The 21,754-nt window shown below is 41.8% G+C and carries 22 protein-coding genes and 2 riboswitches; of the genes, 6 read left to right on the forward strand and 16 right to left on the reverse strand.

The features are described 5' to 3' along the window. Window positions 1–16: 16 nt before the first annotated feature. Window positions 17–120: riboswitch (TPP riboswitch) on the reverse strand. 51 nt (window positions 121–171) lie between these two features. After that, window positions 172–280: riboswitch (TPP riboswitch) on the reverse strand. 44 nt (window positions 281–324) lie between these two features. The 4 genes from J9317_RS16085 to gnd form a co-directional block, all read right to left on the reverse strand. Next, window positions 325–657, reverse strand: coding sequence for a CHY zinc finger protein (locus J9317_RS16085; protein WP_211560274.1), 333 nt, complete (start codon window positions 655–657; stop codon window positions 325–327). Window positions 658–796: 139 nt separating this feature from the next. Next, on the reverse strand, window positions 797–2,194 hold the full coding sequence (locus J9317_RS16090; protein WP_211560276.1) for a Mur ligase family protein: 1,398 nt from the start codon (window positions 2,192–2,194) through the stop codon (window positions 797–799). Window positions 2,195–2,784: 590 nt separating this feature from the next. Then, the gene (locus J9317_RS16095; RefSeq protein WP_211560278.1) at window positions 2,785–3,075 is read right to left on the reverse strand and encodes a hypothetical protein; all 291 of its coding nucleotides are present in this window, start codon (window positions 3,073–3,075) and stop codon (window positions 2,785–2,787) included. 150 nt (window positions 3,076–3,225) lie between these two features. Then, window positions 3,226–4,128, reverse strand: coding sequence for a phosphogluconate dehydrogenase (NAD(+)-dependent, decarboxylating) (gene gnd / locus J9317_RS16100; RefSeq protein ID WP_211560280.1), 903 nt, complete (start codon window positions 4,126–4,128; stop codon window positions 3,226–3,228). Between the two features lie 185 nt (window positions 4,129–4,313). Between gnd and J9317_RS16105 the strand changes: the two genes are divergently transcribed. Further along, window positions 4,314–5,492 (forward strand): glycosyl hydrolase family 18 protein, encoded by a 1,179-nt coding sequence (locus J9317_RS16105; RefSeq protein WP_249292204.1) that lies wholly within the window; start codon window positions 4,314–4,316, stop codon window positions 5,490–5,492. Window positions 5,493–5,535: 43 nt separating this feature from the next. On the opposite strand, the gene J9317_RS16110 is transcribed toward J9317_RS16105, so the two are convergent. Together J9317_RS16110 and J9317_RS16115 are read right to left on the reverse strand one after the other, a co-directional pair. Continuing rightward, window positions 5,536–6,684, reverse strand: a complete 1,149-nt coding sequence (locus J9317_RS16110) for a glucosaminidase domain-containing protein (RefSeq protein ID WP_249292205.1) — start codon at window positions 6,682–6,684, stop codon at window positions 5,536–5,538. 441 nt (window positions 6,685–7,125) lie between these two features. After that, window positions 7,126–8,022 carry a sulfite exporter TauE/SafE family protein gene (locus J9317_RS16115; protein ID WP_211560281.1) on the reverse strand — a complete coding sequence of 299 codons (897 nt, stop codon included), beginning with the start codon at window positions 8,020–8,022 and terminating at the stop codon, window positions 7,126–7,128. A 250-nt stretch (window positions 8,023–8,272) separates the two neighbouring features. On the opposite strand from J9317_RS16115, the gene J9317_RS16120 reads away from it, so the two are divergent. Continuing rightward, on the forward strand, window positions 8,273–8,560 hold the full coding sequence (locus J9317_RS16120) for a DUF3817 domain-containing protein (RefSeq protein ID WP_211562443.1): 288 nt from the start codon (window positions 8,273–8,275) through the stop codon (window positions 8,558–8,560). A 42-nt stretch (window positions 8,561–8,602) separates the two neighbouring features. Here the strand turns inward: J9317_RS16120 and sspJ are convergent, their stop codons facing one another. After that, the gene (sspJ, locus tag J9317_RS20665) at window positions 8,603–8,761 is read right to left on the reverse strand and encodes a small acid-soluble spore protein SspJ (protein ID WP_347880531.1); all 159 of its coding nucleotides are present in this window, start codon (window positions 8,759–8,761) and stop codon (window positions 8,603–8,605) included. A gap of 77 nt (window positions 8,762–8,838) precedes the next feature. Between sspJ and J9317_RS16130 the strand changes: the two genes are divergently transcribed. After that, window positions 8,839–9,312, forward strand: a complete 474-nt coding sequence (locus J9317_RS16130; RefSeq protein ID WP_347880532.1) for a MerR family transcriptional regulator — start codon at window positions 8,839–8,841, stop codon at window positions 9,310–9,312. Between the two features lie 10 nt (window positions 9,313–9,322). Beyond that, the gene (locus J9317_RS16135; protein ID WP_211560285.1) at window positions 9,323–10,465 is read left to right on the forward strand and encodes an MFS transporter; all 1,143 of its coding nucleotides are present in this window, start codon (window positions 9,323–9,325) and stop codon (window positions 10,463–10,465) included. A 56-nt stretch (window positions 10,466–10,521) separates the two neighbouring features. On the opposite strand, the gene J9317_RS20670 is transcribed toward J9317_RS16135, so the two are convergent. Beyond that, the gene (locus tag J9317_RS20670) at window positions 10,522–10,737 is read right to left on the reverse strand and encodes an alpha/beta hydrolase (RefSeq protein WP_249292207.1); all 216 of its coding nucleotides are present in this window, start codon (window positions 10,735–10,737) and stop codon (window positions 10,522–10,524) included. Between the two features lie 142 nt (window positions 10,738–10,879). On the opposite strand from J9317_RS20670, the gene J9317_RS16145 reads away from it, so the two are divergent. Continuing rightward, window positions 10,880–11,539, forward strand: coding sequence for a type 1 glutamine amidotransferase domain-containing protein (locus J9317_RS16145; RefSeq protein WP_211560289.1), 660 nt, complete (start codon window positions 10,880–10,882; stop codon window positions 11,537–11,539). Between the two features lie 55 nt (window positions 11,540–11,594). On the opposite strand, the gene J9317_RS16150 is transcribed toward J9317_RS16145, so the two are convergent. The 3 genes from J9317_RS16150 to J9317_RS16160 all read right to left on the reverse strand — a co-directional run bounded on the left by J9317_RS16150 (window position 11,595) and on the right by J9317_RS16160 (window position 14,296). Continuing rightward, the gene (locus J9317_RS16150; protein ID WP_211560291.1) at window positions 11,595–11,936 is read right to left on the reverse strand and encodes a DUF3243 domain-containing protein; all 342 of its coding nucleotides are present in this window, start codon (window positions 11,934–11,936) and stop codon (window positions 11,595–11,597) included. Window positions 11,937–12,102: 166 nt separating this feature from the next. Beyond that, window positions 12,103–12,600 carry a DinB family protein gene (locus J9317_RS16155; protein ID WP_211560293.1) on the reverse strand — a complete coding sequence of 166 codons (498 nt, stop codon included), beginning with the start codon at window positions 12,598–12,600 and terminating at the stop codon, window positions 12,103–12,105. 310 nt (window positions 12,601–12,910) lie between these two features. After that, entirely contained in the window at window positions 12,911–14,296 is a 1,386-nt protein-coding gene (locus J9317_RS16160) for an L-cystine transporter (RefSeq protein WP_211560295.1), read from the reverse strand. A gap of 253 nt (window positions 14,297–14,549) precedes the next feature. Between J9317_RS16160 and J9317_RS16165 the strand changes: the two genes are divergently transcribed. Next, on the forward strand, window positions 14,550–15,365 hold the full coding sequence (locus J9317_RS16165; protein WP_211560298.1) for a protein-glutamine gamma-glutamyltransferase: 816 nt from the start codon (window positions 14,550–14,552) through the stop codon (window positions 15,363–15,365). A 5-nt stretch (window positions 15,366–15,370) separates the two neighbouring features. Here J9317_RS16165 and J9317_RS16170 read toward each other — a convergent pair whose 3' ends face one another. The 5 genes from J9317_RS16170 to J9317_RS16190 form a co-directional block, all read right to left on the reverse strand. Next, on the reverse strand, window positions 15,371–15,625 hold the full coding sequence (locus tag J9317_RS16170; RefSeq protein ID WP_035412339.1) for a hypothetical protein: 255 nt from the start codon (window positions 15,623–15,625) through the stop codon (window positions 15,371–15,373). 65 nt (window positions 15,626–15,690) lie between these two features. After that, window positions 15,691–16,089, reverse strand: coding sequence for a secondary thiamine-phosphate synthase enzyme YjbQ (locus J9317_RS16175; protein ID WP_211560300.1), 399 nt, complete (start codon window positions 16,087–16,089; stop codon window positions 15,691–15,693). A 318-nt stretch (window positions 16,090–16,407) separates the two neighbouring features. After that, on the reverse strand, window positions 16,408–17,205 hold the full coding sequence (locus J9317_RS16180; RefSeq protein WP_211560302.1) for a phosphotransferase enzyme family protein: 798 nt from the start codon (window positions 17,203–17,205) through the stop codon (window positions 16,408–16,410). A 294-nt stretch (window positions 17,206–17,499) separates the two neighbouring features. After that, entirely contained in the window at window positions 17,500–17,907 is a 408-nt protein-coding gene (locus J9317_RS16185; RefSeq protein ID WP_347880533.1) for a phosphoribosylanthranilate isomerase, read from the reverse strand. Between the two features lie 964 nt (window positions 17,908–18,871). After that, window positions 18,872–21,754 carry an ATP-binding protein gene (locus J9317_RS16190; protein ID WP_211560304.1) on the reverse strand — a complete coding sequence of 961 codons (2,883 nt, stop codon included), beginning with the start codon at window positions 21,752–21,754 and terminating at the stop codon, window positions 18,872–18,874.

The following is a 21,754-nucleotide window of genomic DNA, read 5'->3' on the forward strand; positions in this document are numbered from 1 at the left end:
AGCGGCTGCAATAAAACGCATTTGCATACCACTTCCCTTCGCCGGCATTATCCGGATCAGGTATTAAGGGTTAAAGCGAAATCGCTTCTCTCAGCCGCATCGGCACCCCCAGTGAAGGTTTTTTCCATCAAAAAAGCCCATTTCGCGTAAGGAAATGGGCTGAACATACATATATGAACAGTGCCGCTTCCCTACGCTAGTACGAACTAGATCAGGTTAAAGGGTCAAAAACTCATGTGTTTTCCTCTCAGCCGGACTACCGGCTCCCCTAGCAAACTTAAATATTGGTAATATTCTATTATTATACCACTACAGGAAAAATAATCAAAGAATCTGGAAATACAAACCGGCATGAGCGCTGCACCCCGGATTAAAGCATCCTTTGCATTCCGGACAAACAGAACTGCATTCCAAATAGTCATTGATCGTCAGTTCATTTCCGCACTTTCCGCATAATACGGCTTTCTCATCAAACATTCCGGCTGGCCAGACCTGTGCCTTATGATCTGCATGTTCCGCGTGGCATAGGTGACAAGGATAATACTCCTTGCAGCACCAGAATTTGATCGCAATGATATCAAGCGGACTATGGTAATGTGTACAGCGTGTTTCATTATCTACTAGAGAACCGATTACATTTACCGAATGATTCTTCATTAAAAAGGTCACCTCTTGTTTATCACTTTCCTTTCATCATATCTTAAATAATCTATCCTGAGACCAGTCATTTTCTGTTCACAGATGGGGCATAATAACATTTTTGTTACTTGGCATTGATTTTTTGTAATTAGCGATATTAATTAAAAGGCTCCCTTTCTATCAGCTTTGAAACAATTTCTTTTGGTACTTTTGCATACATATCACCCTTAACAAGTATAAGAGTTTTCTCATTAATCGTCTTTTCTAGAAAATTAACGACTTGGTCACTATTCCCAAAAGAATAATGCAATCCATTAAATCCGTGATCTAATGCGCGATTTGCCATCCACTTTGAGATGGGTCCGAGGGTAATTAGAACATCGATATCTGTCTTAGCAATAAATTCTCCGGCTCGCTCATGTATGATATAGTTCCAACTGCCTAAATCCGTAAAGCTGCTCAAGATCGCTACTTTTTTCTTATCTTTTCCTACAGCACTTAAAACTTTTAATGCAGCTTCTAATGACGTGGTATTTGAACTCCAGGTATCGTCTATTATCTTCGAGCCGTTCTTTCCATTAAAAAATTGAAGATGTTTATTTAATGGTTTAAACGTTCGTATTCTAGCTATGGACTTAGGGATACTTCCCCCTATATTTTTTACTGCAGCTACTGCAGCTAAGGCATTAAATACTTGATGTTCGCCAAAACCAGGAACAAATATAGGGTAATAGTGACCTTTATAATTTAATATAAAATCCATGCCATTATCCTTATATTTGAGATGGGAAGCTTTGAAGTGTGCATTTGAATGAATACCTATTGTTACTATTTTCCCTTTAAAATTTTCTAAATTTATTTTTTTACAATTCAAATCATCAGCATTAATGATCAATACTCCATTTTCACCAACAGCTCTTACCATTTCTCCTTTTGCATTAATATACTCTTCTTCCGTTTTGCAAAAGTTCAAATGGTGAGAACCTATATTTGTAATAACACCAATAGTTGGAGCGAAATATTCACTTGCATTCAAAATGTCTCCTGGTGCCCCAACCGCAGTCTCAAAAACAGCGGCATCAGTCTCATCATCAATGTTGAGGAGGTATTCAAGATGAGCGGTACGCGAATTATTACTTCTGCTCGTTGCCGCAACCTTTTTATCCTCTTCTAATATATGTTTTATCATTTCCTTGGTGGTTGTTTTTCCACTTGTTCCTGTAATCGCTATAATAGGAATATTAAATAATCCCCTATAATGTTTAATGAAATTCCATAAAGCCTTTTGTAAATCTTTTACTTGAATGATTGTTAAACCTAAGATATTTGTTTTTTTATTATTGATTTCTATAGACTCTTCAATTACAATTACTAAAGGAAAGTATTGTTCCATTTTTTCCCAATTTAGACCGATTTTTTTTGAAAAGAATAAGGTGTTTTTTCTTTTCACTTGCTTCAGGCGGTAAGCACAATTCTCAATCATTAAGTCATTAGAACCTTGTATTATATTTCCATCTATTATTTTCGTAATATATTTAACCGAAAGTGGTTTCAAAGTTCCCTATCATCCCTTTCCTTATTATTAAGCTCTGTTAAATTGTCTGATGATTTACGCTGCAGTCGTTATCATTCCGCGGGTAGTTTTGAAGCTTCCTCGGCCCTTTGTGCCTGCGAGGGTTTCCCCTAATCCGATTTCCTGCAAAAGCCTCACGCCTGCCGCTCCAATCAACAAATGTTCAAATCAACCTGATTCTTTAACATAGCCTGTTATTAATATATTCATTTACTTAACATGCGCTTGTATGATAGACCATTAGAACTTTTTTTATTGGCTATCTATTCGTTTCCAACGGGAAGATCCCCGCTTTATGATCGTCAAGCCTGGGATCCGCCAAAAACATTGAAAAAGAAGTCTTAAGCCTTCTTCATAGTAATAGGAATAATTTTTGATTGAGGAATAAAACTTTTGGAATACGAGGTAAGCCAGGTTACTTTGCGGGAGGATGCCATTGCACTGGAATACCCCACTTAAAATTCCGCAGTGAAAATTAAGTTCAATAGTATATATGCAAAGGGTCTAGTTAGAAGTACTAGTATAAAAGCAAAAAAAACCTACCCTAAATTCAGGATAGGTTTGCCAATGAACTACTGCTGTTTGTTGTCATTGTAGTATTGGACGCTGTACTGTGCACCTTCAGAAACCATTTTGTTATCTTCGACATCCTGAGGATCCGGATTGCCGCCTTTATCAATCGGGAAGTTTTCATCTTCTTTGTTTTTGCTTTTTGAGAACATGGAGACGACTTTGTCCTGCGCTTGTTTAACTCCGTCTGTCACTTTCTCGCGTCTTGATCTATCTTTCAAGTAGACAGTAGCGGCAACACCTGCAGTTGACAAAGCAACACCTGAAATAATTAATCCATTACGTTTATTCATGGGTGATTCTCCTTTCAAAACATTGATTTGATGTTAGTAATTAAAATACCCCATGCTCATATTGCTAAACATAACAAAAAAGCGGAAGTGCTTTTTTACCTTCATGATAAACAAAAACTGCTCCCGGATTAATAGGAGCAGCTTTTATGTTTACTCTTCGCTTTTCACTACAGCGTGTCCGCCGAATTCATTTCGAAGCGCAGAAACGACCTTGCCGTGGAAGGTATCATTTTCCTGGGAACGATATCTCATGAACAATGACATAGCAATAACAGGAGCTGAAGCTTGGAAATCAAGCGCAGCTTCCACTGTCCATTTCCCTTCACCCGAAGAGTTCATGACACCGCGGATTCCTGCAAGTTCCGGGTCTTTAGAGAATGCATTTTCCATTAGTTCCATGAGCCATGAGCGGATAACCGATCCATTGTTCCATACTCGTGAAACCTCTTTGTAATCATAATCAAAATCACTTTTGTCCAGAATTTCAAATCCTTCAGCAATGGATTGCATCATTCCATATTCCACACCATTGTGAACCATTTTAAGGAAATGGCCGCTTCCGGGCTTCCCTGCATGAAGATATCCGTTTTCAACTGAAAGATCACGGAACAGCTTCTCCACCGCCGCGAATGCCTCAGGCTCAGCTCCGATCATTGTGCAAATCCCGTTTCTTGCGCCTTCTGTTCCGCCGCTTGTTCCGCAGTCCACGAAGTATATTCCTTTTTCTTTGAGCTCCTGGCCCCTTCTGATTGTTTCTTTGTAATTGGAGTTTCCGCCATCAATCAGGATATCTCCTTCACTCATATGAGCGGATACCTGCTGAATGACATGTTCTGTTATCTCTCCTGCAGGAACCATCATCCAGATAATTTTCGGTGAAGGAAGTTTTTCTGCAAGCATTTGAATGCTGTCAGCCGTCTCGATTCCTTCTCCCCGTATGGCTTGAAGTGCCTCTGCACTTACGTCATTCGCAATGACATCGTAGCCATGATCTTTCATATTAAGAGCCAGATTATAGCCCATTTTTCCAAGTCCGATTAATCCAATTTGCATGTTGCTGCCTCCTTCAATCTGTGCACGACACTATGTAAATCTCCTTTAATACTATACCATTTTCCAGAGAAATTTGACGAAAAATATTCTGGAAAGGAATGTAAACCTTATTTTCCCTTCACTTCATCACCCATGCATAAATTAGCATCTGTTAGACAATCTAAGAAAAAAAAGGAGGGATCCGAATGAAGAGGATGACCCTTTTCCTTCTAGGATTCACCATGCTCCTCTCCGGATGCATGGGCAATACCGGAAACGCTAATGACGGCGAAACGAAAAACAAAATGATGCGCTCAGCAAATCAGGTAAATGAAAAACCGCGCGTTGACCAAATCAGCAACAAAACGAAGGATACCAATCCTTCTGACACAGAATTTAAAAAACGGAAAATTGAAACCATTGGATTCCTTGAGCCAGTGGATCCAAATGCAGCCTCAAAAGAAATACGCAATACAGGAAATCTCCTTTCCTATACCGCCTTTTTCAGCTACAGGGTGAAAGAAGACGGCAGCCTGATCCCGCTGGATGATCAGAAGCCGCTCTCATCCGTTAAAGACACTGCCACAGTTCCAATGCTCGTCCTTACAAACTTTATGGATGGAAATTTTTCACCGGATATCGCCCATAAAATTTTTACAGACAAAAAAGCCTCTGAAAAATTAATGACGAGCCTGCTTGATACGATGAAGGCTAAAGGCTACAAAGCATTGAATATTGATTTTGAACATATCCGTGAAAAGGATCGTGCCCTATTTAACGGATTCCTGGAAACCATCATTCCGCGTGTTCAAAAGGAAGGCTACCTTGTATCAACAGCACTTGCTCCCAAGACGAGCAATGACCAGGCTGGCCCATGGCATGGTGCTCATGATTACAAACGCCATGGGGAGCTCGCAGATTTTGTGATATTGATGACTTATGAATGGGGATGGTCAGGCGGACCTCCGATGGCTGTATCTCCGATTGAACAAGTAAAGAAGGTCGTTGATTATGCCCTGACAGAAATTCCAAGAGAAAAGATTGTCATGGGTGCTCCGCTTTATGGCTATGACTGGGTCCTTCCGTACAAGAAAGGAAATTCCTTTGCTAAACGAATTGCCCCTCAGGAAGCTGCAGATCTTGCCGTAGCAAAAGGATCTGAAATTCAGTTTGACAATAAAAGTCAATCTCCTTTCTTTTACTACAAAGGAGACGATGGGAAAAAGCATGTGGTCTGGTTTGAAAATGAACAAAGTGCCAGAGCTAAATTTAAGCTTGTTCAGGACTATAAACTTCGCGGCGTTGCTTATTGGGTTCTTGGAGAGCCATTCCCTGAAAACTGGGAGCTTTTAAATGAACTATTTAAAATCAAACATCCTAAATGAAGAATTAAAAACCGGACAGCCGCAAAGGCTGTCCGGTTTTTCGTTAATTTACATATTTCATTTGTTTTGCATCATAGGTGACGGTATAGCCGCCGCCCAAATCAAGCTGGTTTCCATTAATTCCATAAACCCGTGATTCGGTATTCTTTTTTAATAGGCTGAAAGGGGTCCCTTCTGGACTAATCATAACCGTATCAGCTGAAAACTGGACGCGGCCAAGGTGGTAAATGGGCTTGTCCGCTGCGGAAACATAATATCCTCCGCCTACCTGATAAGCATTTTCATCATAATCATAAACCCGAAGAGCTTCTCCGGTGCGGACCGGTCTGAAAACAGATCCGTCCGGACTGTAAATAACTGTTTTTGAGTCCTTAATCAATATTCTGCCTATGTACGCACTCATCTTGCTGCTATTGGCTTCAATTAAATACCCGCCGCCAACATCATAGCTGTTGCCTAAAACACCGTAAACACGGATGTTTTCATCTGTATTCAGCATTTTCAAGACAGATCCGTCAGGTGAAAGCATCGGTACCTCTGATTTGATCACAAGCTTTGCAACCGGCAGTTTGTGGTTGGCTGGAAGATATACTTTCGGAATCGCAAGCGTAATTTTTGCCATATTGAAGTGAATTTCCAATACTTTTTCGCCATAGTCTCTGCCTGGTACTGCCCATCTTCCATTCAAGTCAGACCATAAAGGGGCGATGCCGCGTTTAACCAGTTTGAAACGGGGATCAGCAAGCTCTGTATTCAGCGGTTCGGTGCTCGCATAAGCTTTCAAATGCTGAATATGCGCTCGAACTCCTTCTTCCGGTGTACTAAAATATGCACCTTTTACTCCGCCTCCGGTTGTGCCGATTCCAGCATAGTTATTTTGCTGCGGAACCACATCGCCGCCGTAATTAAAAAATCCGGTCTCATGGATGGCCTGAGCAAAGGCGATGTCTCCCCGGACGCCTTCTTTTCTGCCCGTTTCCAGATAAAGTTCAGCAAGCTGATAGATTGTGACAGTTGTTAGTTTGGGAGTTGGATTGTTTAGAAGGACATAATCGCCCATTTGCTTTGAGGTCAGCATGGAGGATCCCATTATGGACATAGATTCCGCTTTGGCAGGAGGGTTAGGGATGATAAAGCTTAACAGTAAGATCATTACCAGCAGCAAGGGATATGGACGGGTGTCTTTTAGCATATCAGTATAACTCCTTTTTCCATTTAGTAAACAACAAGTCATATTATAGCAAATAATAGATGAATAGGGATTTATTTCTTGTAAATTATTAATTAATTTGTCTATTACTGCAGAAACATGCGAAAACTGTTTCTAAATAAAAAGCTTTGTCAAACTCGGCTGATGATTTCCGCTGCGGGCGGGAGCCTCCTCTGCGCTTTGCGCCTGCGGTGTCTCACCAGTCCCGCTGCTCCCGCTGGAGTATCACGACCTCAACTCCAATCGGCAGGTGTTAAAAATCATCATGTTTAACATAGCCAAATAAAAAAACAGGGCCACGTGGTTCTGCCCTGTTTTTCATCATTCATTTTTGCTGTTTCCTATGAATTGGTACTGTGCTTGCTTGATTTACGCTCAAGGATGATGCACAGCTTTAGACATCAATTTGGGCAATCTATTCCTCTATAGCTGATATTCTCCCGCTTCCTCTTTCCGTGATATTTCACGATACTTTAAAACCGAGAACGCAATCGTTCCGGCCCATAAGAGAAGAATAACACCGTAAATGACTGGATGAAGACTTTGATTTGGCACCCACATCTGCAATAGCGTTCTTGCATTAGTTAAGACGATAAAACCGCCGACAAGAACTCCAAGTAAATGAGCAGGTATTTTTCGTACAAGCCAGGCAGCAAGCGGCGCTGCGATGACTCCTCCAATCATTAAGGCCCCTGCCCATAGCCAATTTACCTGTTCCCATCCAAGCGAAATAATAAATCCAATGGAAGCGGATAAAGCAATTGCAAACTCGCTTGTGTCAACTGTTCCGACTACCTTTCTGGCCGAAGTGCCTTTCTGAGAAAGCAGCACTGGTGTCGCAATCGGCCCCCAGCCTCCGCCGCCTGTTGCATCAAAGAATCCTGCAATCAGTCCAAGCGGAACAGCTTTTTTAGCAGATATCTCAAGTTTATCTTCTACCTTCTGCTGCTGCCTGACCAGGAATAGAAAGCGGATGGTGACGTAAATCCCGAGAGCGAGAAGGAAAATGGATACATAAGGTTTTACCAGATCCCCTGGAAGGCTGCTCAAAAAACAGGCTCCCGCAAACGCTCCGATTGACCCTGGAATAATCAGTTTCAGTACCGTCTTTTTATCTACATTTCCAAATTTAATATGGGAAGCTCCAGATGCGGCAGTTGTTGCCACTTCTGCAATATGCACTGAGGCAGATGCAACAGCAGGGGCTATGCCGAAGGTAAGAAGCAGGGTTGTTGAAGTAACCCCGTATGCCATTCCAAGGGCACCATCGATAAATTGCGCAAGCAGTCCTACGAAAATAAAAATAATGAGCTTATTCAAAGTTTTTCCTCCTCCTGGGACTGAAAAAGGCCCTGAACGTTTTTACGTTCAGGACCTTCGGTTGACCGATCAGTCTCTGTATCTATTAATGCAAGTTTATTCAAATAATTCCGATAAGTCAACTATGTTTTTAACGACAATATATTTTTTTCTGTGTACGTATTGTGACAAATGACAAAAATGGACATGAACTGCTGAATGGATTGTATATAATAGTCCTAGCACTCGATTAGGAAGGAGATTAAACATGCTGGTTTCTACACCAATTAAAAGACTGCGGGTCATAGGAACGATTGAGGGAATTTCTTTCATCGTCCTCCTTGCAATCGCTATGCCGCTTAAGTATTTTGCAGACATACCTATGGCAGTAACAATTGTCGGCTCCCTGCACGGACTGTTTTTTGTACTATTTATTCTCGCTGTTGCAAATGCAGCGTTCCGTCACCGCTGGAGCATTATAAAAATGGGGTTAGCACTCATCGCCTCCGTGATTCCCTTCGGAACGTTTTTCCTTAATAAAAAGCTGCCTAAAAAATAAGAAGAACGGGTCTGTAAACCCGTTCTCTTTTTATGCAATTAATTAACGGTGGTTATTTTTCTTTTTCTCAACTGCTTCTTTCAAAGGATCGCCTTGCAGCGCCTGTTCTGCATCTGAAAGAGCAGATTGAAGAGCCTGGCTATCATTTTGGCCTTGGTGTGATTGCTTTTCTGATTTGTGATCTTTTCCAAAAATACCCACGTGCTCACCTCCTAAATGAAGAATCTTTTTTAACATGAGCAATATAGGTCTAATTTATTCAATGAAAGGGAGAGTTCTTGACAAAATCTAACGTTAACGTTAAGGTTATCTTTAGTGCGAAGGGAATGGTGCGGATGAATAAATTCAAAATTGATGATGCAGCAAGAGAAACAGGCCTGACTAAAAGAACGATTCGATATTATGAAGAGCTCGGTCTGATTACAGAGCCTGAACGAACAGATGGCGGTACCCGGCTGTATAGTGAGGATGACATTGAACGGTTAAAAAAGGTCGTGCTGGCAAAGGATATCCTTGGTTTTTCTCTTCAAGAGCTTCAGGACTTTGTGAAGCTCCGCGAAAAAATTCAGCACCACCGCGAGGATTACCGTAATTCACGGGATACTTCAAAACGAAGAGAAGAACTTGACCATATTGCAGCCGGACTATCCGAACAAATCGTCATGATTGATAAAAAAATGGAACGGATGAGGGATTTCAGAGACGAGATTTCACAGCTTCAGGACAAAGTAACACAACTTTTGAAAGAGTAAGGTGATCCGAATGAAAAAACAAGCATTTGCACGAAATATTACAGTGCTCGCAACCTTTCTTGCTTTTATGGGAATTGGAGTGGTCGACCCGATTCTTCCAGTGATAGCTGATCAAATTGGAGCTACTCATTGGCAAGTCGAACTGCTGTTTACAGCTTATATTTTAACCATGGCCATCATGATGATTCCCGCAGGTATTTTAGCCAGCCGCTTTGGAGATAAAAAAATGATGGTCATCGGATTGGCCATCGTTACTATTTTTGCCTTTATTTGCGGCATCTCAAACACCATCGCTGAGCTCTCCATCTTCCGGGCTGGCTGGGGTTTAGGAAATTCCATGTTTTTTGCAACAGCCATGACGCTGTTAATTGCCCTATCCATTGATTCTCATAAGGCAGTCGGGATGTATGAAGCAGCAATCGGGCTCGGAATGGCCGGCGGTCCTTTATTAGGAGGAGTCCTCGGAGGTCATTCCTGGAGATTCCCGTTTATGGCAACAGGACTTCTTATTTTTGCTGCCTTCCTGCTGGTCATGCTGTTTGTGTATGAACCTGTAAACAAGCAAAAGCGGAAACCTGCCGGACTTAAAGAATTAAAGCAGCTTTTTGCCTATAAGCCATTTATTAAAACGGCCCTGGCTGGAATGCTCTATTATTACGGTTTCTTTGTGGTTCTTGCCTATTCCCCTCTTGTTGTAAAGTTGGATACAATTCAGATTGGATTCGTTTTCTTCGGATGGGGTTTATGTCTTGCATATGGATCTGCAGGGCTTAGTCATACTCTTGAAAAGAAATGGACGGCAAAAGAAATCCTTCCAGTAACTTTGGCTATTTTCACGGCACTGCTATTATTGCTCTTCTTCGTCAGCTCTACCCCGCTTATGATTATGATCATTATTCTTTCCGGTCTTGTATCCGGATTGAACAACGCTCTATTCACAAGCCATGTGATGGAGGCTCCGTTTGAGCGAAGCATTATTTCAGGAGGATATAATTTTCTGCGCTGGCTTGGAGCTGCATTCGCACCTGTCGTATCAGGGTTGGTCGGCCAGGCTGCAGGAGTGAAAATTCCGTTTTTAATTGCAGCAATAGTGGGAGCGATCGCGCTGCTTCTTGCCTATTCTCCAAAGAAAAAAACAGAAACGGTTCAATAATGAATGACGCGGGGCTGATGATTTATCCTCCCTGCACATAGCAAGAGGGAGCGGTGTTACTTGCCGCTCCCTCTTTTTATCCAATTTTCCATGTATTGAATAACCTGCTTTTGCTGCTGCTCTGCCGGAATGTCTGCTGGGTTATCCCCTTTTTGCTTTTCGTAAAGTCCAAATTGCGCATGATTCCCGCCTTGAATTTCTGAGTTTTCGATGTCCTTAAGTGACGTAAGTCCATCTTTCGAAGCAAAATCGTGACAAATACCTTCAGCCATTTTTTCATGGTGTTCCTCATTTCCACAACTTATTTTAACCCGATTTACCCGATGGCGAATCATAAAAGAAAAAATTACGGTTAAAGAGCACACATTGAGGTTAAATATACAATGTACTGAAAACCCTAGGAGGGATAATGACATGAAAAAGATATTAATGGTATTAACTAATTCAAGTGAGATTGATAAAGAACACGAAACAGGCTTATGGCTTGGTGAATTCGCAGAGCCGTATAATGAATTTGTGAACAGCGGATTTCAAGTTAGAGCAGCGAGTCCTAAAGGAGGAAGAATTCCTATCGACCCTAATAGTGTGGAAGGAACGCCTCCGGATGAATGGGACGATGCTATCGCTATGCTTCAAAATACGGAAGTGCTTTCTGCGCTGAACCCACAGGATTTCAATGGTATATTCCTGCCTGGAGGCCATGGAACAATGTTTGATCTTCCAGAAGATCCTTCGCTTCAAAAAGCTCTGGCCTATTTTGCTGAAAATAATAAAGTAATTGGCGCTGTTTGCCATGGCCCTGCCGGATTTGTAGGAACAAAGCTTTCAAACGGCAAATGGCTTGTCGACGGAGTCAATTTAACAGGTTTTACAAATGAGGAAGAACAGCAGACAGGTCTCGATGCCTTAATGCCATTCCTGCTTGAATCCAAACTAAGAGAGCAGGGTGCACAATTTGAGGGAGCTGCTGCTTATTCCGATCATGTAGTTGCCGATACACGGTTTGTTACCGGCCAAAATCCTCAGAGCAGTAAATCAGCTGCCGTTGCATTTGTACAGGCTATCAACTCGTAAAAGAATTCACTCATAAAAAAAGTACTTCCGCGTCAGGAAGTACTTTTTTCGTTTACTATTCTTTCTCCACCATGTTCAAAAGCATATGAGCTAATGCGTGCTGCTGCTGTTTATCTCCAGATTTCCACAGCTCCTGCAGAAGATACTCTTCACGGTTTTTCGGGTTTACGTGATCTGCCAGATAATTGGCGACACGCTCAGTCGTTTTCGCAAGCTGCTCCTCGCTCAGGCCTATTTTTTTGCCTACCTCGACTTTTTCCCTGAGATATTTTTTGAATCCATCAAAGTTTTCAAGTATTTCTTCCTGTTTATCCACACCGATTCGGCTGACTACGTCTTCGATTTCTCCCGGATTTACATCGCCTGTTCGGTCGATCATATGATTTTTCTCGGACATCTGAAACACTCCTTATTTATTATGCTACTTATCCTTTCCCTTACCGGAAATGTTGAAACACTTTTTCATCATAATTGCTGTTTTAACAAGGATTAGACGCTTTATCCGATTTCTAAGCATAGAAAAAAGCCGGAAATGAACCCGGCTTTACAAAAGATTTCACATATTAGCTTTTTAGCGCATTCATTGCTTCCCATTCTTCCTTGCTTGGTCCATAAATGCCAGGAACCTTCAATCCAGCAAGTCTCATGAGTACGGTCAGCTGTGCACGGTGATGTGCCTGATGCTGGATAAACAAACGAAGTACGCCTTGTACTGGAAGCTTATATCCAAAAAGATCCATGACTTCGTGCATTCTCTCATCCGTTACCTGATCCGGTAATGCTTCTGTTAAGCGCTGGCTGAGTGTTATGTAGGTCTCTTTGATTTCAGCAGCGGACTCAGGTGCCTTTTTTTGAAGATCAGGATGCTCAAATTCTACTCCAATTTGTGAAGGGAAATAGTAAACAGATCCCGTAATGTGCCAAGCCACGCTCCCGATGCTGTAGAGTTCTGGCGAAACTTCCTGGCTTAGTGATTCATCCGTCAGCACATCTAGTGTTTTTTGAGTTAACAATGATTCCTGTTGCCATTCGTTTAAAAAATCGTTGACTGTTGTAAACATACAATTCCCTCCTCGGATTAGCAGAAATTTGTTCAAGTCCATTGTATCACGAGGAACTGTTTTTCTGCTTCCGAGAGGGGTTTTTTCTAAAGACTGTTTTCGCGGACTTTACTGCTATGAAACAGGATTGGTTATGGAGGATTCCCGCTCCAGGATGTCCCCCTTTAAATGGAACGGGCGGAAACTCCTTTAGGGTCGCACCTGTCCCGTTGCTCCCACTCAGCCTAAACATTTTTGCACAAAGAACCTATTTAAAACAGCAAATTTTTAGTCTCAACCGGTGGTTCATGAATTGTCCGGGCAGCCGGATTTAATAAGCTTCTGCATTACCCGTTTGCCGGCTATTGTACGTTTCTGTATCCAGTTCCTTCGTTACGCGGCTTGTTACAATTCCAGCTGTCATGCTTCCGCTAACGTTTAAAGCGGTTCTCCCCATATCGATCAGAGGTTCGACTGAGATGAGCAGACCTGCTAAAGCGACTGGCAAGTTCAAAGTGGAAAGAACTAAAATGGCAGCGAATGTTGCTCCGCCTCCCACTCCCGCTACTCCAAAAGAACTGATCACTACAACCACGATCAGCGTAAGAATAAATCCAGGATCAAGAGGGTTGATATTCTGTGACGGAGCAATCATTACTGCGAGCATCGCAGGATAAATCCCGGCACAGCCATTTTGGCCAATTGTAAGGCCGAACGACCCGGCGAAGTTCGCGATTCCTTCCGGCACTCCCAGCTTTTTAGTCTGTGTGCTTACATTAAGCGGCAGCGTACCTGCACTTGATCTGGATGTGAAGGCAAACGATAAAACAGGTATGATTTTTTTTATATAAAGAATCGGATTTAATCCAGAAACAGAAATAATAACCAAATGAATGATGAACATCACAGCTAGCGCTATATAAGATGCAATGACGAATTTACCTAGTTTTAAAATTGAATCAAAATCGCTTAGCGCCACTGTCGAAGTCATAATGGCAAGTACCCCATACGGAGTCAAACGCAAGATAAGCGTTACAATCCGCATGACGATTGCATATAGAGCATCAATAATTTTTGAAAACATTTCAGCCTGTTCTGGCTGCTTCCTTTTCACTCCAAGAAAAGCAATTCCTATAAAGGCCGCAAAAATAACGACAGCAATAGTTGAAGAAGGACGTTCACCCGTAAGATCAAGAAATGGATTTGCCGGCAGCAATTCGACTACCTTCTGAGGGAATGTCTGCCCTTCAATTTCACTGAATTTCTCTTCTATCTGCGCCGCTCTCTCTTTTTCTGCGTCACCTTGATCAATTTGAATGGCTTCCAGTCCGAAGCCTGTAGCTGAAGCAATTCCGACAGCAGCTGAGATGGCCGTCGTTCCTAATAAAACTGCTAAAATAAGTCCGCTGATTTTCCCGATATTCGCTGACAGTTTCAACCTGGTGAAAGCAGCAACAATGGAGATAAACACAAGGGGCATAACAACCATTTGAAGAAGCTTTACATAACCGTCCCCCACTATGCCAAACCAGTCTATGGAGGATATAAGCGCTTCCGAATCAGCGCCATATGCGGCCTGCAGGGCGTAACCGAACACAATCCCAATTCCTAATGCGGTAAACACCCGTTTAGAAAAAGATACATGCTTTTTTTGCATGTAAAAAAGACCTGCGATGATGAGCAGCAATAAAATAATATTTAAAATAACAAAACCCATGCTTGTTTCCTCCCTATTTTGGCTTTCAATACGATAATATGATCATTCCAATGAATTAAGTAGGAATTATTTTCGCCTTTGTTATCTTATATGTTTTTTTCATATTTGTCATGTAAGAGGTCCTGCTAAAATCACGCCAAATCAGCTTTTTCAATGGCTTCCTGTCAACGACGCGGCTTCCTTATCCGAATCCATGCTCTCTTCGCACATATACGGCATAGACTTAACTATATGGCTGATGGGAGGAACTCTCTTGATTATCATTCAGAACAAGGAAATGGATTACAGCAAGCTCAAAAAAGAAGCGAAAACAGCCGTACAAAAAGAAATGATCTTGAATATGGAGAAATATAAAGAAAAGTATGTATTCGTAAGCATGGAACAATTTTCATTCGAGTTAAATATGAGGAATAAGGTAATCGATGCGGCAAAAGCATTAACGTATAGCGGTGCCGAATTTGCTACTTTCGAAACGTCTATGTGCAATCCGGCTTTGTGGATTTTGACTGAAAGAGGAGCCTTTATCTTAAGGCAGGGAGTGCCTTCTTCTGCGGGAATTCAGGATATCTTTACAAATGGACGCTTTTACGCCTTCGAATGCGCTACAGCAATCGTTATTTTATTTTATAAAGCAGCCCTCGACAGCCTTGGTGCCCGGGCGTTTGACCGATTATTTAGAGGCATTGTATTAAGGGACTGGCGTCATGATGAGGATCTTAATATCCGAACTCAGCGCGGGAATGATTATATACCGGGAGATTGCCTTTATTTCAATAACCCGGATTTTGACGCGCAATATCCTCAATGGAGGGGTGAAAACACCATCATGATGGGGAATAAAGAGTATTTTGGCCATGGTATGGGAATTAAAGATGCAGACGGGGTAATCAAAAGCCTGAATGACTACCGGTATCCAGGGTCAAAGCGTTCTGCATATCTTCTTTCACAGACAACCAGGCCGGACTATAAATATTTGTACTTTTTCAGCCCGGCAAACAGCGGATTGCCTGTTTATTATCAAAATAGAACGATTGTCTCTAAGATTGGGAGCTCTACAGCCGCTATATAAGCGGACTATTCAGGTTCTGCCGGCTGCTTAAAGGCCCTTCTCCGCTTGTACCAGGCTTCTAATCCAAAGTGCTTGTTAACGAGCCACTCCATATGCTCCAAATCGGCCCGCTCTACAATGGGATCCCGGTCATCCCATTTTACATACCGGACAAAAAAGTAATTTTTAATCGGACAAAGAAGAACTCTTGAATGAGGAAACGGGGAAAAAACAAACTCGACATTTCCTCTTTTTTTATAGGAATAATCCACGATCTCCAAATTCATCACCCTCTTAAGTGTAAAACACCTTGTACAGGATTCAAGTGTGAATGTGCTGGAAACAATTAATCACTGGTTATTTTTATAAAAATCCGGCGGGTTCTTGGCCCATCAAACTCGCAAAAATAGATTCCTTGCCATCTTCCCAGTACGAGACGGCCATCCTCTATCATAATTTGCTCAGATGCTCCAACAGTACTTGCTTTCATATGAGCTGCCGTGTTTCCTTCCATATGGCGGTCTGACTCCATTTCCCACGGGTACACGATGTTGAACCTTTCAATCATGTCTCTTTTTACATCGGGATCGGCATTTTCATTAATGGTGATTCCTGCTGTCGTGTGAGGGCAGTAGATAAAGACAAAGCCAGATTTCGTACCGGACTTGGTTACCTCCTCCTGAACAAGCTCTGTAATCTCTTTAAATTCATCGTGCTCCCTTGTCTCTATTGTATGAGTGATCATGAGAAAACTCCTTTTCCTAGATAGTAAACTTCTCTTTCTTTAATTAATATCACCGCAGTAGACTGTTTAAACGGAATTCGGAAGCTTTAGACATTAGTAATCGATAGCCTCAAATTAGAATGGGAATGGCTGATTTCAGCTGCAGGACTCGCTTTTCGCGGGCCGGGAAGTCTCGTTTCTTCCGCTCCAATCAGCCAAACCTATTATTTTTCAAAGAACTTAATTCAAAACATCCTTGAGATAAACATACAGAATCAAGATCCCTCATGCTTATTCCTATACCTGCTTTAAATCCGTTGGTTCAACAAAATTTCACTCTTAAATCCACTCTTTTCCATGATCACGAATGAATTGAAGGTCCTCTTGATAATGTTGATAATGTCCTTCATCAATCATTTTTTGGAACGCCATATCGCCTTCTTTGGCTTTCCTTTGCATCGTTTTACATAATCCTTCTACTCGAAGCAATACCATCTCTAAAAACCCTGTTTTCTTTCCCTCTAAACCGTAGGAATCAAAAAACTTCTCAATTCTATGTTTAATCCGTTCACTATCCTTTAGCGGATCGTAATAAACGGCCTCACCAGCTTCCGTATGATGCAATCTGCTTAAAGGAACGCACGTGTAAAGAGTATAGGCGATATCCCAAAGTCTAGGACCAGGAGCAGCCAGATCGAAATCAATAACACCTGCTGGTTTTTCTTGATGAAAAATAATGTTATAGATAGCAAAGTCATTATGGCACATCACCTCAAAGGGCTGCGGAGTATTATCTATTGGCTGCCATGTTTCTTTCATCGGAAAGTCACTTACCGCATCATGATAGCGGCGAAGCATCTTTGCAATTTCTTTTAAAGCCTCATCCGACCACATATATGTTTTTAACGGATAATTCCCGGCTTCTCCTTCGATAAAAGATAAAATCTCTCTTCCTTTTTCATCAATACCTAAAAACTTTGGCACACCATTTAAGCCTTTGCTTTCAAGGTGCTGGAGTAATGTATGAATTTTTATACTCTCAGGCTTTAATTCTCGTCGAACAGTATGTCCCAGCCGATATACGCTGGAGACATTCCCTCCTGTTAGCATTTCTTCATTGCCGTACTGACTATCCATTAAAATTCCCCCAATTTAGGGACTCTATGATTGTATCAATAGAGATGTATTTTTACCCAAAAATAAAAGCAGATATACAAGGTATCTGCTCGGCAATGGGAATACAATTGTCCACACCATGTGTCCCTTGAATGATTTAAGATAGACAAATAAACGTATCCTTAAAAAAAAGACCGCAATTGTCTCTATCTAATTAACGATCATTTCAAGGCATTCCACATATGAACAGATTCTCCTCTCATTTCATCTCTAGATTTTATATTACCAAAAATAACCCAGTAAAACAGTAAAAATTTAGTCATAGTCTATCATATTTTTTAAATAATCTATTTTTCTTAAATCTTTATGATTATTTTTATTTGCCCGGTAGCTATCCTTTGAAGAAGAGTTGAAAACATGTAAATATTGCTCAGGATTTAGTAAATAATACTTTGCGTTCTCCTTATGATGTATTTCTAAATCTACTAATTGTATCCTTGCGAAATTTGGTAAAGTGTCAAAAATACCAAATTCAACTGATAATCCCTCTTTATAGAACCCGTGCTCATGCAAGTCAATTAGGCTGTACTCCATTAAGGTCATGATTTTCACAATATCCATCCAGTTATGTATAGATAGTTCCGGCGGCACTTCCAATCCTCTTTTATCGCCTGGTACATGAATGTCTATGTCTTGAGCATCCCAGCTCTCCCCTGTAATCACTTCTAAGCCAACCGATCCCATTAACAACGGAATAATTTCAATTTCATTTAGTTTTTGGGAAATTTTAATGAACTCATTAAACTTGTGATTATCTATTTCCCCACCACTTTCAGCTTCATTTAATTAAAGTTTATCATTTGTTTCTACATTGGAATTAAATCCCTATACCTGAGTTGGACATATTTTGGTAATCACCCGTGTGAAATTGGATGGGTGTTCAATCACGCTTTTCTATCATTCAAGAAGAATGGGAATAGAAATTAAAAAGGTTGATTGGAACACCTTTCTGTCTTATAAGTCTTGCTGAGAGGAATTGATTCAAATTGTCCTCACCCCCGGGATGCTGTATGAGCAATCAGAGGGTTTTTAAAAAATAACTATGTTAAAGCAAGCATTATGATGATTTTTAGCACCTGTTGATTGGAGCGGAAGGCGTGAGACTCCCTCGGAGCAGCGGGACAGGTGAGACCCCGCAGTGGCGAAGCCAAGAGGAGGCTCACCGCCCGCCCAAGGATAAGCGAACGCCTGAAGCGGAAATCAACAGCCAAGTTTAACAGAGCTTTTAAAAAAGTAATTCGAACAATCATGGGTTAGGCTGATTGGAGCGGAAGGTGCGAGACTTCTGGGGGAGCAGCGATACAGATGAGACCCCGCAGGCGCTTGCCCCGAGGAGGCTCACCGCCCGCCCAAGGATAAGCGAACGCCTGCAGGAGAAATCAACAGCCAAGTTTAACAGAGCTTTTAAAAAAGTAATTCGAACAATTATGGGTTAGGCTGATTGGAGCGGAAGGTGCGACACTCCTGCGGGAGCAGCGGGACAGGTGAGACCCCGCAGGCGCAAAGCGGCGAGGAGGCTCACCGACCGCCCCGCGGAAAGGGAGCATCCTGCAGCGGAAATCATCCAAAACCAATCTTATTTAATACCAAGAAAAAGACACCCGCCACTTAACGGGTGTCTTTCCAATTAGTCCATTTCGCTTGCCGGAATTAATATTTGTCCATTCAAGTCCCGCTGCAGGAGGGTTTGAAGAATGAGTTTTGATAAAAGGCTCGGCTGGTATGGCTTAACAAGATAATCGCTTGCCCCAAGCTCAATGCCTTTTTCTTTCTCTTCAAGGGCCGATGAAATGAAGATCGGCATTTGCTTCAATTTTTCACATCCTTTTACTTCCTCGAGCACGTCCCATCCTGTGTAGGAAGGGTCATCTAGCATAATATCCAGTACGACGGCGTCTGGACGCTGCTCTCTGATTTGGCGCAGTGCTTCTTTTCCGTTTGTGAATATTTCAACCTTTAAACGGCTCTCCTCAAGCTCGGTCTTAAGCAAATTCGCCAGATTCAGGTCATCCTCAATAATGATTACATTGGTGCAGTTATGGTCTGATGACGGTTCCTCATAAGATTCACTTGCCATTTGGATAACGAGCGGGAGGCGTACTGTGAATACACTGCCTTTTCCCAGCTCAGATTGGATGCTGATCATTCCTTCATGGGCTTTGACAATCTCTTTTACTATGGCAAGTCCAAGACCTGTTCCGCCGATTCTTCGGCGATCGGAGTTGTCGACTCTGTAAAACTTATTGAATAATTTATCCATCGCTTCTGGAGGAATCCCCAGCCCTTCATCTTTTACGGAGATATTCAAGTACTGTTCTTCTTCGTATACCAAAATTTCGATATTTCCTCCATTAGGGGAATATTTGATTGCGTTGCTAATCAGGTTGCTGAATACCTGTGACAGTTTATCTTTGTCTCCGAGCACTAGTGTTTGCTCTGTCATTCGTTCCAGTTTTATCAAATGCTGAGCAGCGTGAACTTGCTGCAATTCAGCCAGCTGCTGCAGGAGGGGAAACAAATCATCATATTTCTTTTCATAGGTTTGTTTTCCGGCTTCCATTCGCTGGACATCCAGAAAGTCATTAATCAAAGATGTGAGCCGCTTTGCTTCCTGGAAAATAGTTGTTAAATATTTTTTCTGGCGTTCTGGTTTGAGCTCTTTATGCAGCATTAGTTCTGTAAACCCGAGTACGCTTGCAAGCGGCGTCCGAAGCTCATGGCTTACCGTGCTGACGAATTCCGATTTCATTTTATCCACTTCATACTCATGGGTAATATCGCGGTGAACCATTACGGTTCCAATTCGATGGTCCATTCTGTAAAGAGGCTCTACATATACTTTAATGACCCTGGTACCCGAACCTTCGCGAAGCTGGTAGTGGAAGGGCTCACTTTCATGGCCATTCGTTTCAGCAAATACAGCCTTTTGGAAAAACCTCCTAAATCCTGCTTGATCTTCAATGTTCGGTTCGAATAAAGCCAGCCATTTACTAAATGGTGTTTTTTCTGCCGGCTTTTCCTCCCATTCCTGGATCAGTTCGTGCATGGTTTTATTCATCAGCAGGATGGTACCCCTTGTATCAACGAGCTGGATGCCTTCATGGACCGTGTTCATAATATCTCTGTTTAGCTGTCTCTCTTCCTCTGTCTGCTCGTACAGCTTAACCTTTTCTAATGAAATAGAAATGCTTTTTGCCAATGTCGTATAGTTATTTATTTCGTCCTGTGAAAATTCTCCTGAATACCTGGTGAAAAGGAGGACGGCTTCAAGATCTCCGGCTGAAGAATACACAGGCAAAAACAAATCAAAGCAGTACATGAGAGTTTGGTGATAGCCCTTTTCTGATGGAATCATTTCTCTTTTCACGGTGAAGGGCTTGCGGTTTTCTATTAATTTTTTTGTGAAACCTGAATGAAGATTTTGAAGGAATTGTTCGGCCTCGAAGTCCTCTACACCGGCAGAAGCATATTCCCTATTTTGATTCATAAGAACGATCATGGCTTTGTCTGCACGCGCTATCGGCGCCAGTGAGGCTATAATGCTCTTAAGCAGCTCATTTTTATCAAGCGTATTTGAAATTCCGTTAATCAACTCATTCCGGAGCTTCAGCTGATTTTCTCTGTCCTTCATTTGATCCAGTACTTCCTCAAGCTCAGCCTGCTGAGCCTGCAGCTCATCCTGCTGGGCAACGAGTTCTTCATTTTGAGCGCTTAAATCCTGCTCTTTTTCATGGATGCTGTAGCTCATCCGTTCAAATGCCTGATGAAGAACACCCAGTTCGTCATCCCGGCTCGTACGGTTCTCAAACAGCACTTCCCTGCCCGAAGCTATGTTGCTCGCCGCTGCGGTAAGCTCAACTAAAGGTTTACTGATTCTTCTTGTTAATAATCTGATTAGGAAGGACATGCCTCCCAGCAGAACAATTAGCAGAATAGAAAAGCTGATCTGTCTGTTTTGCAGTCCTTTTGTATATAGATGTTCATTTTCTTCAAGTTTTCTGTCCAGACTTACACGGTAATTTTTCATACTTTCCTGGAATTTCCGGACGTTTTCAGAACCTCCGCCTTGGATGGCAAGCTGGGTTACAGCTTTGCGGTCCCCGGACTCATAGAGTTTAACCGCTTTTGGAGTTGCCTCTTCAAAATAATATTGATAGAAAGCTTGTGCTGCCTGATAGAAAGCCAGGTCTTCTTTTTCACTTGCACTTTTTTCAAGTTTTTCTAATGTCAGCCGGACTTCCTCCTGCTGTTTTGCTGCATTGCTTTTATAAGTGGATTCTGACCCCTCGTTTCCAAAGGCAAAGTAGGCACGGAACTCGGAAATGGCCAAATTAAAACCATAATCCAATTCAATGGCCAGGTTTTCTTTTTTATTTAGCTCTTTATTGTTTTCACTAAACAATGAAGCTTCTCTATTTTGATTCATTAAAAAAAATGTAAAAAGGGAAACGCAGATTAACAGAATGGAAATGGTTAAAAAACTGAATTGCCTGGTCAGACTTTTCTTCAT

The sequence above is a fragment of the Metabacillus flavus genome, assembly GCF_018283675.1.
Taxonomy (GTDB): domain Bacteria; phylum Bacillota; class Bacilli; order Bacillales; family Bacillaceae; genus Metabacillus_B; species Metabacillus_B flavus.

Excerpts from the sequence above, each read along its gene's own strand:
- J9317_RS16085 (WP_211560274.1), bottom strand. The coding sequence starts at position 657 with ATGAAGAATCATTCGGTAAATGTAATCGGTTCTCTAGTAGATAATGAA.
- J9317_RS16095 (WP_211560278.1), bottom strand. The coding sequence starts at position 3,075 with ATGAATAAACGTAATGGATTAATTATTTCAGGTGTTGCTTTGTCAACT.
- gnd (WP_211560280.1), bottom strand. The coding sequence starts at position 4,128 with ATGCAAATTGGATTAATCGGACTTGGAAAAATGGGCTATAATCTGGCT.
- J9317_RS16105 (WP_249292204.1), top strand. The coding sequence starts at position 4,314 with ATGAAGAGGATGACCCTTTTCCTTCTAGGATTCACCATGCTCCTCTCC.
- J9317_RS16110 (WP_249292205.1), bottom strand. The coding sequence starts at position 6,684 with ATGCTAAAAGACACCCGTCCATATCCCTTGCTGCTGGTAATGATCTTA.
- J9317_RS16135 (WP_211560285.1), top strand. The coding sequence starts at position 9,323 with ATGAAAAAACAAGCATTTGCACGAAATATTACAGTGCTCGCAACCTTT.
- J9317_RS20670 (WP_249292207.1), bottom strand. The coding sequence starts at position 10,737 with ATGGCTGAAGGTATTTGTCACGATTTTGCTTCGAAAGATGGACTTACG.
- J9317_RS16145 (WP_211560289.1), top strand. The coding sequence starts at position 10,880 with ATGAAAAAGATATTAATGGTATTAACTAATTCAAGTGAGATTGATAAA.
- J9317_RS16150 (WP_211560291.1), bottom strand. The coding sequence starts at position 11,936 with ATGTCCGAGAAAAATCATATGATCGACCGAACAGGCGATGTAAATCCG.
- J9317_RS16155 (WP_211560293.1), bottom strand. The coding sequence starts at position 12,600 with ATGTTTACAACAGTCAACGATTTTTTAAACGAATGGCAACAGGAATCA.
- J9317_RS16160 (WP_211560295.1), bottom strand. The coding sequence starts at position 14,296 with ATGGGTTTTGTTATTTTAAATATTATTTTATTGCTGCTCATCATCGCA.
- J9317_RS16175 (WP_211560300.1), bottom strand. The coding sequence starts at position 16,089 with ATGATCACTCATACAATAGAGACAAGGGAGCACGATGAATTTAAAGAG.
- J9317_RS16180 (WP_211560302.1), bottom strand. The coding sequence starts at position 17,205 with ATGGATAGTCAGTACGGCAATGAAGAAATGCTAACAGGAGGGAATGTC.
- J9317_RS16190 (WP_211560304.1), bottom strand. The coding sequence starts at position 21,754 with ATGAAGAAAAGTCTGACCAGGCAATTCAGTTTTTTAACCATTTCCATT.